At 66.6% G+C, this 13,917-nt stretch carries 13 protein-coding genes and 1 tRNA gene; 3 read left to right on the top strand and 11 right to left on the bottom strand.

Features of this window, described 5'->3' with window-relative positions:
* Positions 1–23 precede the first annotated feature (23 nt).
* The 3 genes from ntrC to dusB are packed head-to-tail and all read right to left on the bottom strand — an operon-like array spanning position 24 to position 3,663.
* Positions 24–1,478, bottom strand: coding sequence for a nitrogen regulation protein NR(I) (gene ntrC / locus ACOJTB_RS18360; protein WP_420103962.1), 1,455 nt, complete (start codon positions 1,476–1,478; stop codon positions 24–26).
* A gap of 15 nt (positions 1,479–1,493) precedes the next feature.
* The gene (locus ACOJTB_RS18365; protein ID WP_420103978.1) at positions 1,494–2,594 is read right to left on the bottom strand and encodes a two-component system sensor histidine kinase NtrB; all 1,101 of its coding nucleotides are present in this window, start codon (positions 2,592–2,594) and stop codon (positions 1,494–1,496) included.
* Positions 2,595–2,649: 55 nt separating this feature from the next.
* The gene (gene dusB / locus ACOJTB_RS18370; protein ID WP_420103963.1) at positions 2,650–3,663 is read right to left on the bottom strand and encodes a tRNA dihydrouridine synthase DusB; all 1,014 of its coding nucleotides are present in this window, start codon (positions 3,661–3,663) and stop codon (positions 2,650–2,652) included.
* A gap of 147 nt (positions 3,664–3,810) precedes the next feature.
* Between dusB and ACOJTB_RS18375 the strand changes: the two genes are divergently transcribed.
* Together ACOJTB_RS18375 and ACOJTB_RS18380 are read left to right on the top strand one after the other, a co-directional pair.
* A complete protein-coding gene (locus ACOJTB_RS18375) occupies positions 3,811–5,013 on the top strand; it encodes a bifunctional 2-C-methyl-D-erythritol 4-phosphate cytidylyltransferase/2-C-methyl-D-erythritol 2,4-cyclodiphosphate synthase (RefSeq protein ID WP_420103964.1) in 1,203 nt (400 codons plus the stop codon).
* 2 nt (positions 5,014–5,015) lie between these two features.
* On the top strand, positions 5,016–5,546 hold the full coding sequence (locus ACOJTB_RS18380; protein ID WP_420103965.1) for a CinA family protein: 531 nt from the start codon (positions 5,016–5,018) through the stop codon (positions 5,544–5,546).
* 19 nt (positions 5,547–5,565) lie between these two features.
* Here the strand turns inward: ACOJTB_RS18380 and ACOJTB_RS18385 are convergent, their stop codons facing one another.
* From ACOJTB_RS18385 to ACOJTB_RS18420, 8 genes are all read right to left on the bottom strand, one after another.
* The gene (locus tag ACOJTB_RS18385) at positions 5,566–6,042 is read right to left on the bottom strand and encodes a type II toxin-antitoxin system RatA family toxin (protein WP_420103966.1); all 477 of its coding nucleotides are present in this window, start codon (positions 6,040–6,042) and stop codon (positions 5,566–5,568) included.
* A gap of 11 nt (positions 6,043–6,053) precedes the next feature.
* Positions 6,054–7,076, bottom strand: a complete 1,023-nt coding sequence (lipA, locus tag ACOJTB_RS18390; protein WP_420103967.1) for a lipoyl synthase — start codon at positions 7,074–7,076, stop codon at positions 6,054–6,056.
* Positions 7,077–7,189: 113 nt separating this feature from the next.
* Positions 7,190–7,528 carry a GlsB/YeaQ/YmgE family stress response membrane protein gene (locus tag ACOJTB_RS18395; protein ID WP_420103968.1) on the bottom strand — a complete coding sequence of 113 codons (339 nt, stop codon included), beginning with the start codon at positions 7,526–7,528 and terminating at the stop codon, positions 7,190–7,192.
* Positions 7,529–7,731: 203 nt separating this feature from the next.
* Positions 7,732–9,171 carry a dihydrolipoyl dehydrogenase gene (lpdA, locus tag ACOJTB_RS18400; RefSeq protein ID WP_420103969.1) on the bottom strand — a complete coding sequence of 480 codons (1,440 nt, stop codon included), beginning with the start codon at positions 9,169–9,171 and terminating at the stop codon, positions 7,732–7,734.
* A gap of 15 nt (positions 9,172–9,186) precedes the next feature.
* Complete coding sequence (locus tag ACOJTB_RS18405) at positions 9,187–10,551, bottom strand: pyruvate dehydrogenase complex dihydrolipoamide acetyltransferase (RefSeq protein ID WP_420103970.1); 1,365 nt, start codon at positions 10,549–10,551, stop codon at positions 9,187–9,189.
* A gap of 12 nt (positions 10,552–10,563) precedes the next feature.
* Positions 10,564–11,994, bottom strand: coding sequence for a pyruvate dehydrogenase complex E1 component subunit beta (locus tag ACOJTB_RS18410; protein WP_420103971.1), 1,431 nt, complete (start codon positions 11,992–11,994; stop codon positions 10,564–10,566).
* Between the two features lie 57 nt (positions 11,995–12,051).
* Positions 12,052–13,146, bottom strand: coding sequence for a pyruvate dehydrogenase (acetyl-transferring) E1 component subunit alpha (gene pdhA / locus ACOJTB_RS18415; protein WP_420103972.1), 1,095 nt, complete (start codon positions 13,144–13,146; stop codon positions 12,052–12,054).
* Between the two features lie 248 nt (positions 13,147–13,394).
* Entirely contained in the window at positions 13,395–13,706 is a 312-nt protein-coding gene (locus ACOJTB_RS18420; protein WP_420103973.1) for an FtsB family cell division protein, read from the bottom strand.
* 136 nt (positions 13,707–13,842) lie between these two features.
* On the opposite strand from ACOJTB_RS18420, the gene ACOJTB_RS18425 reads away from it, so the two are divergent.
* A tRNA-Lys gene (locus tag ACOJTB_RS18425) sits at positions 13,843–13,917 on the top strand.

Below are 13,917 nucleotides of genomic sequence, written 5' to 3' on the forward strand. Positions count from 1 at the left end.
GTTGGCGAGGCCGGTCGCGCGCCTTAGCGCGGCGTGCGCACCACCTGCATGTCGAGCTCGCGGATCTTCTTGCGCAACGTGTTGCGGTTCAGCCCGAGCAGCTCAGCGGCGCGGATCTGGTTTCCGCGCGTGGCGGCCAGCGCCGCGGCGATCAGGGGCGGTTCGATCTCGCGCAGAATGCGATGATACAGCCCCGGCGGCGGAATATTATCGCCGAATCCTCCGAAATACTGGCCGAGATGGCGCTCGACGGATCCCGAAAGCGTCTCGGCCCGCTCGGGCGTCGTCGCGCCCGAGCCGCCGAAGCTCGGTGTGGCATTGGCGGGCTGCAGCTCGGATTCGACGATCGGAGCAGTGATCGTCTCCTGCGGATACAGCGCGGCGAGGCGGCGGACGAGATTCTCCAGCTCACGGACATTGCCCGGCCAGCGATAGCGCCGCATCACGTCCATCGCTTCGGAATCGACCTGCTTGCGCGGCAGGCCCTCCTTTTCGACGAGCGAGAAGAAGTGCCGCACCAGATCCGGAATGTCCTCGACGCGCTCGCGCAGAGGCGGCAGGCGGATCGGCACGACATTGAGGCGGAAGAACAGATCCTCGCGAAACAGACCCTGCGCGATCGAGATGCGCAGATCCTTGTTGGTGGCCGCGACGATGCGGACATTGGTCTTGATCGGGGTGCGACCGCCGACGGTGGTGTACTCGCCCTGCTGGAGCACGCGCAGCAGGCGCGTTTGCGCCTCCATCGGCATGTCGCCGATCTCGTCGAGAAAGAGCGTGCCGCCCTCGGCCTGTTCGAACCGGCCGGAGGAGCGGGTCAAGGCGCCGGTGAAGGCCCCTTTCTCATGGCCGAACAGCTCGGATTCGATCAGGTCCTTCGGGATCGCGGCCATGTTGATGGCGACGAAAGGGCCGTTCTTGCGTTTGCCGTAATCGTGCAGCGCGCGTGCCACCAGTTCCTTGCCCGTACCGGACTCGCCGTTGATCATCACGGTGAGGTCGATCGGCATCAGCCGTGCGAGCGCACGATAGACGTCCTGCATCGCCGGCGAACGGCCGACGAGGGGAATGTCTTCCGGCTCGGCCGGCTGCGCCCGCGCCGCATCGCCGCGCGGCCTGGACATCGCCCGCCCGACGATCGCGACCAGTTCTTTCAGGTCGAAGGGCTTTGGCAGATATTCATAGGCGCCGCGCTCGGAGGCCTTGATCGCAGTCATGAACGTGTTCTGGGCGCTCATGACGATGATCGGAATGTCCGGCCGTACGCGCTTGATCCGCGGCAGCAGATCGAAAGCGTTGCCGTCCGGCATCACCACATCGGTGATGATGAGGTCGCCGAGACCCTGCGCAGCCCAGGTCCATAAGGTGGCGGCCTGCCCGGTCGTCCTGACCTCGTAGCCGGCCCGCGCCAGCGCCTGGTTCAGCACGGTGCGGATCGCGGCATCGTCGTCGGCGACGAGAATATTTCCGGTCGGCATGATCAGCTGTCGGCCTTACGTTGACTGACCCTGCCTTTGGTGCAGGGGCAGGAGAATCCTGAAATTCGTGCGGCGTGGAACGGACTCGCATTCGACGATCCCGCCATGATCGCCGATCACCTTGGCGACGAGTGCAAGTCCAAGGCCACTCCCTTGCGCCTTGGTCGTGACGAACGGATCGAAGAGGTGCTGCAGCAGATCGTGAGGCACGCCAGGGCCGTTGTCGCGCACCCCGATCTCGAGCGGGAGGGCGATCCTGTCCTGCGAACCGGGCACTTGCAGGCGGATTCCGGGTCGATAGGCGGTGGTGAGCGTGATCTCGCCGTCGATGGCATGCTCACCGATGGCCTCTGCCGCGTTCTTAACCAGATTCAGCATCACCTGCACGAGCTGGTCGCGGTTTCCGGCCACTGGCGGCAGCGAGGGATCGTAGATCTCGGTGAAGCGGATGTGCCGGCCGAAGCCGGATTGCGCGAGTCTCTTCACATGGTCGAGCACGTCATGGACGTTCACGGCATCGCGCTCGCTGGGCCGCTCATCGCCGAAAAGCTCGACACGCTCGACCAATTTCACGATCCGGTCGGTTTCGTCGCAGATCAATTGGGTCAGCAGCCGATCTTCGTCCGAAATCGCACCTTCGAGGAGCTGGGCCGCGCCGCGAATGCCTGAGAGCGGATTCTTGATCTCATGGGCCAGCATGGCACCCAGCGCCGTGATCGATCGCGCTGCTCCGCGATGCGTCAGTTGCCTGTCCATTTTTTCGGCAATTGTCCGTTCCTGAAGCATCAGCACGACGGCATCGACGTCGCTGGGCAAAGGAGAGGCAAAAACATCGACGATCCGTTCGGCGCCGAGCCGGGCCGAACCGAGATCCAGCCTGTACTCGCTGACGCTGGCGCCGCGGCGTTGGACTTCCTCGACCAATCCCAGGACCGGGGATCCGAAGGGGATGAGATCGGCCAGGCGCAAGCGCTTCAGCATCGCGGCGCTGGTCTGGAAGAAATCCTCGGCCGCCATGTTGGCATAGCGAACGGCCTGCCCGGCGCCCACGACCAGCACGGGCATGGGCAGCACGTTCAGGGCCTGAACCTCGAGCGAGCCGAGGAGGAAGGGCATACCGCGACCGGGATTCTGTTCGGCAACCATCAACGCCATCACTCTCGACTCCGGTTCAAGCCGCTCGCAGACCGCGATCGGTGGAAAACAGCCCCGCCAGCGCGGCGAGCACCCGTGCCGGCTCTTCGCCCGTCAGCAGGATCCGCCGGCGTTCGGGATCGGCCTCGCATCCCTTCGCCAGCGCCTCGTCGGCATAGGCCGCCAGATGCTTGCGGGCATGGCGCACGCCAGAAGCGACGCCCATCAGCGACAAGAGTCCCTCGTAATGCTCGCGCGCCACATCCAGCTTTTCGGCGAGGCTCGGCTCGTGGAACGGCAGTGCATCCAGCGCGGCGCCGATCTCCCCCGCAAGCCAGGGCCGGCCGAGCGCGGCGCGCCCCACCATCACATAGTCGGCGCCCGACTGGTCGAGGCAGAGCCGGGCATCCTCCTTCGTCGCGATGTCGCCATTGGCGACCAGCGGAAAGGCACCCGCCGCGCGAACGGCGGCGATGGCCCGCCAATCCGCCCTGCCCTTGTAGAATTGCTGTCGCGTGCGGCCATGCACGGTGATCAGCCGCGCTCCCGCCGCGACGGCGCGGCGCGCCAGTTCGGGGGCGTTTCGAGACGCATCGTCCCAGCCCAGCCGCATCTTCACCGTGACGGGGACGGTGACGGCGGCGACCGCCGCCTCGACCAGCCGCACCGCGTGATCGAGATCGCGCATCAGCGCCGAGCCGGCCCAGCCGCCGGTGACCTTCTTGGCGGGGCAGCCCATATTGATGTCGACGATCGCGGCGCCATTCGCCTGCGCCAACCGGGCGGCCTCGCCGAGCCAATGCGGATCGCAGCCCGCCAGTTGGACGACATGCGGGGTTACGCCCTGGCCCTCGGCCCGGATTCGCGCTTCCTCGCTGCCGCGAACGAATTCGTCGGAGGCGACCATCTCCGAAACGACGATGCCGGCGCCGAAACGGGCGGCGATCCTGCGCATCACGATATCGGTGACACCCGACATCGGCGCGAGGAACGCGCGGGAGTGGATCGGAACGCCGGCTACCTGCAACGCCACCGCCTGCTTTTGAGGCATTTGATTTCCTGGCTATTTATTGGACATGGGTAACGGAACGCAAGGTCACCTGCGCTCATATGGCACTGCACAAAACGCATTGCTCTGCAAAGCCGATCAAGACCTGCTATGCCGCGAGCCCGAATTCCCCGCGCTTGTCGAGCAGCCGTGCCAGACCTGTCAAATCCCAGCCGTTCCGCCGCCGTCCTCATCGTCGCCGCCGGGCGCGGCCTGCGTGCCGGTCCGGGGGCGCCCAAACAATATCGCCGGCTCGGGGGCAGCCCGGTGCTGACGCGCGCCCTGGCGCCCTTCCTCGCCGTCGGCGGCATCGACCGGCTCCTGGTCGTCATCGGCGAAGACGATGGCGAGCTCTATGCCGACGCCGTCCGCGACATCGCCGACGAGCGCCTCGGCCCGCCGGTGACGGGAGGCGCCAGCCGGCAGGAATCCGTGCGGCTCGGCCTGCTGGCTCTGGCGCAGGCAGGGTTCGACGGCGTGGTCCTCGTCCAAGATGCGGCGCGGCCCTTTACCTCGGTCGCGCTCGTCGAGACGGCCCTCGCAGCCGTCTCGGGGCGGGATGTTGCGGCGATCCCTGCCCTGCCGGTCACCGATACGGTGAAGCGGCTGGATGGGCAGGGGCACATCGCCGAGACGCCGCCCCGCGACAGGCTCGTCACTGTGCAGACGCCCCAGGCCTTCGCTTTCAAGCCCTTGCTGGAGGCGCACCGCGCCGCCCAGGAGCAGGGCCTTTCGGGCTTCACCGACGATGCAGCTCTGATGGAATGGGCCGGCCATCCGGTGGCGACCTTCCCCGGCGACCCGGCCAATATCAAAATCACCCACCCGCAGGATTTCACGGAGCGCGCCATGGATCGGCCCTCGATGGTGACCCGCGTCGGCACCGGCTATGACGTTCACAGCTTCGGCCCGGGCGACCATGTCTGGCTCGGAGGAGTGCGCATTGCGCATGAGGCCGGCGTGGTCGCGCATTCGGACGGCGATGTCGGGCTCCACGCCCTCACCGATGCACTGCTGGGTGCGTTGGCGGAGGGCGATATCGGGACGCATTTTCCGCCGAGCGATCCGCAATGGCGCGGCGCGGCTTCCGTCCGCTTCCTCGAATTCGCAGCCGGCCGGGTGCGGGAGCGCGGCGGCGTCATCGACCATCTCGACCTTACCGTGGTCTGCGAGGCGCCGAAGATCGGGCCGCATCGCGAGGCGATTCGCGAGACCATCGCTGCCGCGGCCGGTGTCGCCGTCGGCAAGGTGGCGATCAAGGCCACGACCTCGGAGCGGATGGGGTTCACCGGCCGGCGCGAGGGGCTGGCGGCGCTCGCCACCGCAACCATCCGCCTGCCCGAGAAGGACTGAGCATGTTCGAGGCACAGATCACCGCGCGGGCGACGGAATTGCTCGAACTCGGCAGGGAGCGCGGCTTCACCGTCGCGACCGTCGAATCCTGTACCGGCGGGCTGGTCGGCGGAGCGCTGACGGCGATCGCCGGCTCCTCGGCCCTCGTGATGGGCGGGCTCATCACCTACGCGAACGAGGCGAAGATCGCGCTCGCGGGCGTGCCGGCCGAGCTGCTGGCCACCCATGGCGCTGTCAGCGAGCCGGTGGCGCGCGCCATGGCCGAGGGCGGGCGCGAGCGTCTCGGCAGCAGCTTGGCGGTGGCGATTACCGGGGTCGCCGGCCCCGGCGGCGGCAGCGTCGAAAAGCCGGTGGGGCTGGTGCATTTCGCCTGCGCCGGGCCTGCCGGCACGGCCCATCGCGAACGCCGCTTCGGCGCGCTGTCACGCGACGAGATCCGCCGCCTCAGCGTGATCGAGGCGCTCGACATGCTGCGCGAGGCGATGCTGGAAGGCGCCCCGGCCACTCAGCCCTCATTGCCAGGAGCTGGGTGACGCGATCCGGAATGACGGGTCAGCCGCCAAGCGCCGGCGCCGGCCCGCGCCCATAAATCTCATCCGCGCGGCGCTCGAAGGCCTCGGAGAATTTGCGGAAGGCCTTGTCGAACATCGCGCCCATCAGCAGGCCGAGCATGCGGCTGGCAAATTCGTAGGAGATGAAGAAGCCGACCTCGCAGCCGCCGCCCTCCGCCGTCTTGAAGGTCCAGCGGTTCTCGAGATGGCGAAACGGTCCGTCGACATATTCGACGACGATCTTGCGGCTTTCGGGATCGAGCGTGACGCGGCTGGTAAAGGTCTCGCGGATCGCCTTGTAGCCGACGCTCATATCGGCGACGAGCACCTCGCCGCCGCCTTCACGAGGCGTACGCCGGCGCACGACCAGCCCTTCGCAGAGCGGCAGGAACTGCGGGTATTGTTCGACATCCGCCACGAGAGCGAACATCTGCTCGGGGGTGTGTTTCACCCGCCGGGTGCTGTTGAACATCGGCATGGCGTTGGCGCCTACTGTCCCTGCCGCGCTGCGCGGTTCGTCCGCAGCCGGGCGAAATCCTCGCCCGCGTGGTGCGAGGAGCGGGTCAGCGGCGTCGAGGACACCATCAGGAAGCCCTTGGCGTAGGCGATCGTCTCGAAGCTCTTGAACTCGTCGGGCGTGACGAAGCGGATGACCGCATGGTGCTTGCGAGAGGGCGCCAGATACTGCCCGATCGTCATGAAATCGACCTCGGCCGAACGCAGATCGTCCATCAGCTGCAACACCTCGTTCCGCTCCTCGCCGAGGCCGACCATGATGCCGGATTTGGTGAAGATGCTCGGGTCCAGCTCCTTGACCCGCTGCAGCAGCCGCAGCGAGTGGAAATAGCGGGCGCCGGGGCGCACCTTGAGATATTTACCCGGTACGGTCTCGAGATTGTGGTTGAACACATCGGGCCTGGCCGCCACGACCACTTCGAGCGCGCCGGGCTTGCGCAGGAAGTCCGGCGTCAGGATCTCGATGGTCGTGCCCGGCGAAGCCTTGCGGATCGCCTGGATGACTTCGGCGAAGTGCTGCGCGCCGCCATCGGCCAGATCGTCGCGATCGACCGAGGTGATGACGACATGCTCCAGCCCGAGCTTGGCGACGGCTTCGGCGACCTTGCGCGGCTCTTGCGGGTCCAGCGGCAGAGGCACGCCCGTCTTCACGTTGCAGAAGGCGCAAGCGCGGGTGCAGGTGTCACCCATGATCATGAAGGTGGCGTGCTTCTTTTCCCAGCACTCGCCGATATTGGGGCAGCCGGCCTCCTCGCAGACCGTGACCAGCTTCTCGGCCTTCACGATCGCCTTGGTCTCGGCCCATTTCGGCGAGCCCGGGGCCTTCACGCGGATCCAGTCCGGCTTGCGCAGCACCGGGTTCTCAGGCCGCTTCTGTTTTTCGGGATGCCGCACCTCGCCCGCCGGCTGCGGGGCAGCGGCTTTCTGCGCGGCAGCCTTGGGATTACCGGCGTTCGGCCGGGGATCGCGGTTCAGCAGGTCGAGGACGAGCGCCATGTCGGGGTCCAGACTTCAAACATATGAGCCGGCGGGCCGGCCAGCCTCTAGCTAATTCCCCCGGCACCGCACCGCAACAGCCGGCCTCGGGGGCCGGTGGTCGCAGAGCGGTCTCAGGCGATAAAACGCGCCAGCAGGATCACGAGGATCGCTCCCAGCACCGCCATGCCGGCATCATCCAGGAAGGAATAGCCGGTATTCAGCCGCCAGCCGGTGAGCCTGACGATGCCCTGCCCCACCAGCATGCCGAGCACGCCGACCACCGCATGGCGGATCAGCCCGCCGCCGCCGACGATGAGGCTGGCGACGAAACCGATGACGAGGCCGGAGGCCACCGTCGGGACCACCACGTTCCAGTCCAGCGGCAGCGTCGAACGCGGCGGCAGAACCTCGACCTCCTCGTCGCGGACGATGCGGTCGGTCTTGGAGGAGGTGCGGCTGCGTGGTGCCATCGGGTGATTATGCCCCGGTTTCCCGCGCGGGTCATCCCGGGCGGAGCAAAGCGGAGACCCGGGATCCATGCCTGAGCCTCGATCGGACAGGCTCCGGCATTGATCCCGGATCAGCGCCGCGGAGCCTGTCCTTGGGCCTGCCGCCGGCAGGACCCGAGGGCGGCTTGTCCGGGATGACGGCGCTTCTCTCGAAGAAAACGCCCTCAGGCGTTCAGCACCTTGCCATAAGCGTCGAGCACGCTCTCCTTCATCACCTCCGACAGAGTCGGATGCGGGAAGATGGTGTGCATCAGCTCTTCCTCGGTCGTCTCGAGGTTCATCGCGACGACGAAGCCCTGGATCAGCTCGGTGACCTCGGGCCCGACGAGATGGGCTCCCAGCAGTTTGCCGGTCTTGGCGTCGAAGATCGTCTTCGCCAGACCGCTGTCCTCGCCCAGCGCCACCGCCTTGCCGTTGGCGACGAAGTTGAAGCGGCCGACCTTGATCTCGTGACCGGCTGCCTTCGCCTTGGCCTCGGTCAGGCCGACGCTGGCGATCTGCGGGTGGCAATAGGTGCAGCCCGGGATCATGGCCTTGTCCATCGGGTGCGGATGCAGGCCCTTGATCGCCTCGACGCAGATCACCGCCTCGTGCTCGGCCTTGTGGGCCAGCATCGGCGGGCCGGCGACGTCGCCGATCGCATAAACGCCCTTGACGGTGGTCCGGCACAACTCGTCGATGACGATGCAGCCGCGATCGGTCTTCACGCCGAGCGCCTCGAGACCGAGATTCTCGATGTTGCCGACGACGCCGACGGCCGAGATCATCCGCTCGGCGGTGATCGTCTGCTTGCCGCCCTTCTCGTCCTCGATATGGGCGGTGACGCTGTCGGCGCCCTTCTCGACCTTGGTCACCTTGGCCGAAGTCAGGATCTTGATGCCCTGCTTCTCGAAGGCCTTGCGGGCGAAGGCGCCGATCTCGGCATCCTCGACCGGCACGACCTGCGGCATCACCTCGACGACCGTCACCTCGACGCCCATGGTGCGGTAGAAGGAGGCGAACTCGATGCCGATGGCGCCGGAGCCCATCACCAGTAGCGATTTCGGCATCTTGGCCGGAACCATCGACTCAAAAGAGGTCCAGATGAGCTTGCCGTCCGGCTCGATGCCGGGCAGCGCGCGCGGCCGGGCGCCGGTCGCCACGATGATGTGGTCGGCGGTGTAGGTGCCCTCGCCCTTGGCGTTCTTCGGGGGCGGCACCTGCGGCTGCATGGCCGGCTTCTTCGTCGGAGAAACCTGGATCGTGCCGGGCTTGGTCAGCACGGCCTCCCCCCAGATCACGTCGACCTTGTTCTTCTTCATCAGGAACTGGACGCCGTTGTTCATCCGCGCGGCGATGCCGCGCGAGCGCTTCACGATGGCGTCGAGATCGGCCTTGAACGAGCCCTCCAGCACGAGCCCGTAATCCTTGGCGTGCTGGCCGTAATGCATGATCTCGGCGGAGCGCAGCAGGGCCTTGGTCGGGATGCAGCCCCAGTTGGAGCAGATGCCGGCGAGGTGCTCGCGCTCGACGATCGCGGTTTTGAAGCCCAGCTGCGAAGCCCGGATGGCGGCGATATAGCCGCCGGGACCGGAGCCGATGACGATGATGTCGTAGTCAGCCATGATCGTAACTCCGGCTCAGACCAGCATCGCCATGGGCTTCTCGATATCGCCCTTGAAGGCCGCGAGAAGCTCGGCGCCGAGCGCCCCGTCCACCGCGCGGTGGTCGGTCGAGAGCGTCACCGACATCACGGTCGCGACCGCGAGTTCACCCTTCTTCACCACCGGGCGCTGCTCGCCGGCGCCGACGGCCAGGATCGTCGCATGCGGCGGGTTCACGATGGCGGCGAAGTCCTTGACCCCGAACATGCCGAGGTTGGAGACAGCCGTGGTGCCGCCCTGATACTCCTCGGGCTTCAGCTTGCGGGCCTTAGCCCGCGCCGCATAGTCCTTCATCTCGTTGGAGATCTGCGACAGCGTCTTGTGGCAGGCATCGCGGATGATCGGCGTGATCAGCCCGCCCGGGATCGAGACGGCGACGCCGACATCGGCATGCTTGTGCTTGAGCATCGCGCTGTCGGTCCAGGACACATTGGCGTCCGGCACGGCCTTCAGCGCCAGCGCCAAAGCCTTGATCACCATGTCGTTGACCGAGAGCTTGTAGGCCGGCTTGCCGTCCTTCTCCGGCGCGGCGGCGTTGAGCTCGGCGCGCAGCTTCAGCAGCGCATCGAGCTCGCAATCGACCGTGACGTAGAAATGCGGGACGGTCTGCTTGGCTTCGAGCAGGCGGCGCGCGATCGTCTTGCGCATCCCGTCATGCGGGATCTCTTCGTAGGAATCCGGCGCGAACAGCTTCTTGACCTGATCGTCGGAGGGGCCACTCGCCAGCGGCGCGGCGGCGGGCTTCGCTGCGGCGGGCGCGGCCGCGGCCGCAGCCGGAGCAGCCTTGGCGCCGCCGCCCTTCTTGGCGGCCTCGACATCCTTCTCGACGATGCGGCCATGCGGGCCGGAGCCCTTGATGGCCGAGAGGTCGAGACCGGCCTCCTTGGCGATGCGGCGGGCCAGCGGCGAGGCGAAGGAGCGCGATCCGTCGGCCTTCGGAGCGGCCGGCGCGGAGCCGGCGACGCTGCCGCCATAGCCGGAGGCCGAAGCCTCGGGCGCCGCGACCTTCGGATTGGATTCTGCCGCAGCCGCCGGCTTGGCTGCCTCCGCCTTCGGGGCATCGGCCTTGGCCGGGCCGGAGACGCTCTTGGCGTCCTCGCCCTCGCCGGCGATCACGCCGATGATCTCGTTGACGGCGACATCGGCCGTGCCTTCCGGCACCAGGATCTTGGCGAGGATGCCCTCATCGACGGCCTCCACCTCCATGGTAGCCTTGTCGGTCTCGATCTCGGCGATGACGTCGCCGGATTTGATCGCGTCGCCTTCCTTCTTCAGCCATTTGGCGAGATTGCCCTTCTCCATCGTGGGAGAGAGCGCGGGCATCAGGATGTTGGTCGGCATCGGTCAGCCCTCTCAGCGATAGCAGACGGCCTTGGCCGCCGCGACGACCTCGCCGATGTTCGGGAGCGCGAGTTTCTCGAGGTTCGCCGCATAGGGCATCGGCACGTCCTTGCCGGTGACGCGGGCGACGGGAGCGTCGAGATAGTCGAAAGCGGCCTCCATGATTTTCATGCCGATCTCGGCGGTGACGCCGGATTGCGGGAAGCCCTCCTCCACCGCGACGCAGCGATTGGTCTTCTGAACCGAGGCGACGACCGTTTCGATATCCATCGGGCGGATGGTGCGCAGGTCGATCACCTCGGCCTCGATGCCCTCCTTGGCGAGCGCTTCCGCCGCGCCGAGCGCATAGGTCATGCCGATGCCAAAGGAGACGATGGTGACATCCTTGCCGGAGCGCACGACCTTGGCCTTGCCGATCGGGATCAGGAAGTCGTCGCCCTTCGGCACCTCGAAGGACTTGCCGTACATGATCTCGTTTTCGAGGAAGATCACCGGGTTCGGGTCGCGGATGGCGCTCTTGAGCAGGCCCTTCGCGTCCGAGGCGCTGTAGGGCATGACCACCTTGAGGCCCGGCACGTTGGAGTACCAGGCGGCGTAGTCATGGCTGTGCTGGGCGCCGACGCGGGCGGCGGCACCGTTGGGGCCGCGGAACACGATCGGCGCGCCCATCTGACCGCCCGACATATAGAGCGTCTTGGCGGCGGAATTGATGATGTGGTCGATCGCCTGCATGGCGAAGTTGAAGGTCATGAACTCGACGATGGGCTTGAGGCCCGAGAGCGCCGCGCCGACGCCGATGCCGGCGAAGCCGTGCTCGGTGATCGGGGTGTCGATGACCCGCTTGGGGCCGAATTCCTGCAGCAGGCCCTGCGTGACCTTGTAGGCGCCCTGATACTCGGCGACCTCCTCGCCCATCACGAACACGTCGCGGTCGCGGCGCATCTCTTCGGCCATCGCGTCGCGCAGCGCCTCGCGGACCGTCATCTGCACGATTTCGGCGCCGGCGGGGAATTCGGAGGAGGCGTCATAGGCCTTGGCCTGCGCGGGGACGCTGCCGACGCCGGTCTCGGCCTTGGCAGGAGCGGCAAAGGCGGGCGCTTCGCCGACTGCCGCCGGCGGGGCCGACTGCGCGACCTTCGGGTCGCTTTCGGCAGGCTTGCTGCTTTCGCCGGAGCCGCTGGCGGCGGCGTTCACATCCTCGCCCTCGGCGGCGATGATGCCGATCTTGGTGTTGACCGCGACGTTCTCGCTGCCATCCGGGATCAGGATCTTGGCGAGGATGCCCTCGTCAACCGCCTCGACCTCCATGGTCGCCTTGTCGGTCTCGATCTCGGCGATGATGTCGCCGGCCTTGACGGAATCACCTTCTTTTTTCAGCCATTTGGCCAGCTTTCCTTCCTCCATCGTGGGAGAAAGGGCGGGCATGAGAATGTCGATCGGCATGGGGGTACCCGGATCTGAGGCGCGGGAAGGACGATAGCGGAGCGGCGGCGCGGGCGATCAGCCCTGCGCCGGCTCCAGCAGGATGTCGGTGTAGAGCTCGGAGACGTCCGGCTCGGGATCATGCGTCGCGAACTCGGCCGCGTCGTTGACGATCTCGCGAACCTTGGCGTCGATCGCCTTCAGCTCGTCCTCGGCGATGTTGAACTCGCGCAGCAGACGGGCGCGCACCTGCTCGATCGGATCGTGCTCCTCGCGCATGCGCTGGACCTCGTCCTTCGAGCGGTACTTCGCCGGGTCGGACATGGAGTGGCCGCGATAGCGGTAGGTCTGCATCTCGAGGATATAGGGGCCCTGGCCGGAGCGGGCGTGCTCGATGGCGCGGGTGGCTGCCTCGCGCACGGCGCGGACATCCATGCCGTCGACCTGCTCGCCCGGGATGCCGAAGGAGACGCCGCGGCGCGAGAAATCGGTCTGAGCCGAGGCGCGGCTGACCGAGGTGCCCATGGCGTAGCGGTTGTTCTCGATGACGTAGACCACCGGCAGCTTCCACAGCTGCGCCATGTTGAAGCTCTCGTAGACCTGGCCCTGATTGGCCGCGCCGTCGCCGAAATAGGTCATCGAGACGGTCTTGTCGTCGCGATACCAGTCGGCGAAGGCCAGGCCCGTGCCGAGCGAGACCTGAGCGCCGACGATGCCGTGGCCGCCATAGAAATTCTTTTCGCGGCTGAACATGTGCATCGAGCCGCCCTTGCCGCGCGAATAGCCGCCGCGCCGGCCGGTCAGCTCGGCCATCACGCCACGCGATTCCATGCCGCAGGCCAGCATGTGACCGTGGTCGCGGTAGCCGGTGATGACCTGATCGCCGTCCTTGGACGCCATCTGCATGCCGATGACGACCGCTTCCTGCCCGATATAGAGGTGGCAGAAGCCGCCGATCAGGCCCATGCCGTACATCTGGCCCGCTTTTTCTTCGAAGCGGCGGATCAGCAGCATCTCGCGATAGGCGTGGAGATCCTCGTCCTTGCTGAAGGGCGTGACGTTGCTGGGCGCCGGTGCCCGCTCGGCCTGACTCTTCGCGGAACGCGCTCTGGGCGGCTTGGCCGCAGCTTTCGAGTCGGCGGGGGCCTTCGATTTACGCGCAGCAACAGCCATGGGCGATCCTCCGGAAGTCTTATAGGCTTCTTGTAATGGATCGAAAAACTGCTGGCGAGGGCTTCATCTCGCATTGCACCATAGACTAAGCCGTTGTTTTTATTACGTCATGTCAAATTAACTGGAAATCAGTTGATCGACCCAGTCGCGACTAAATGTCGTCGGCGAGCCGGCAATCTTCCGCAAGGCAAGCGCAAGGCTGCGGTCTCGTCTCGATCGCAGTCTCGCGACGGGCCTCCCGTCGGGGCTCATCGCCCGAGAATGACCACGTCGTTGCGGTTGGTGCGACCGAGGATCTCGCGGGCGTTTTCTTCGAGCAGATCGCGATCGACGGTATCGTCCCGCACCAGAGAGAGCCGGTGCTCCCAGGATTTCCGCTCGGTCACCAGGGTGGCGAGTTCGGCCTCCATCGTGCGCAGCTGCTCGCGGACCGCGCCGCGCGCCTCCAGGCCACGCGCGCCATGCTGGGCATGGAACATGAAATAGGACACGGCCGCGCCCGACACCGCGTAGAGCGCGAGCGTGACGAGGATCGATCTGAGACCGCGGCGGATGACCATGGCGCAAAGCTATGGCGGCTTGGTTTCCGGCCCGTTAACGCCCCGGCGCAGAGCTCAGGGCATCGGTAGTCCACATGGCCCGCGATGCGAACATGTTGACCCCGGCAGCGCACCTCCTTATGTCAGCGCCCCGTGAGGGCGGGTAGCTCAGTGGTAGAGCACGTGACTTTTAATCATGTGGTCGAGGGTTCGATCCCCTCCCCGCTCACCA

It is taken from the genome of Allobosea sp. (assembly GCF_048595345.1).
In the GTDB taxonomy this organism is placed as follows: Bacteria; Pseudomonadota; Alphaproteobacteria; order Rhizobiales; family Beijerinckiaceae; genus Allobosea.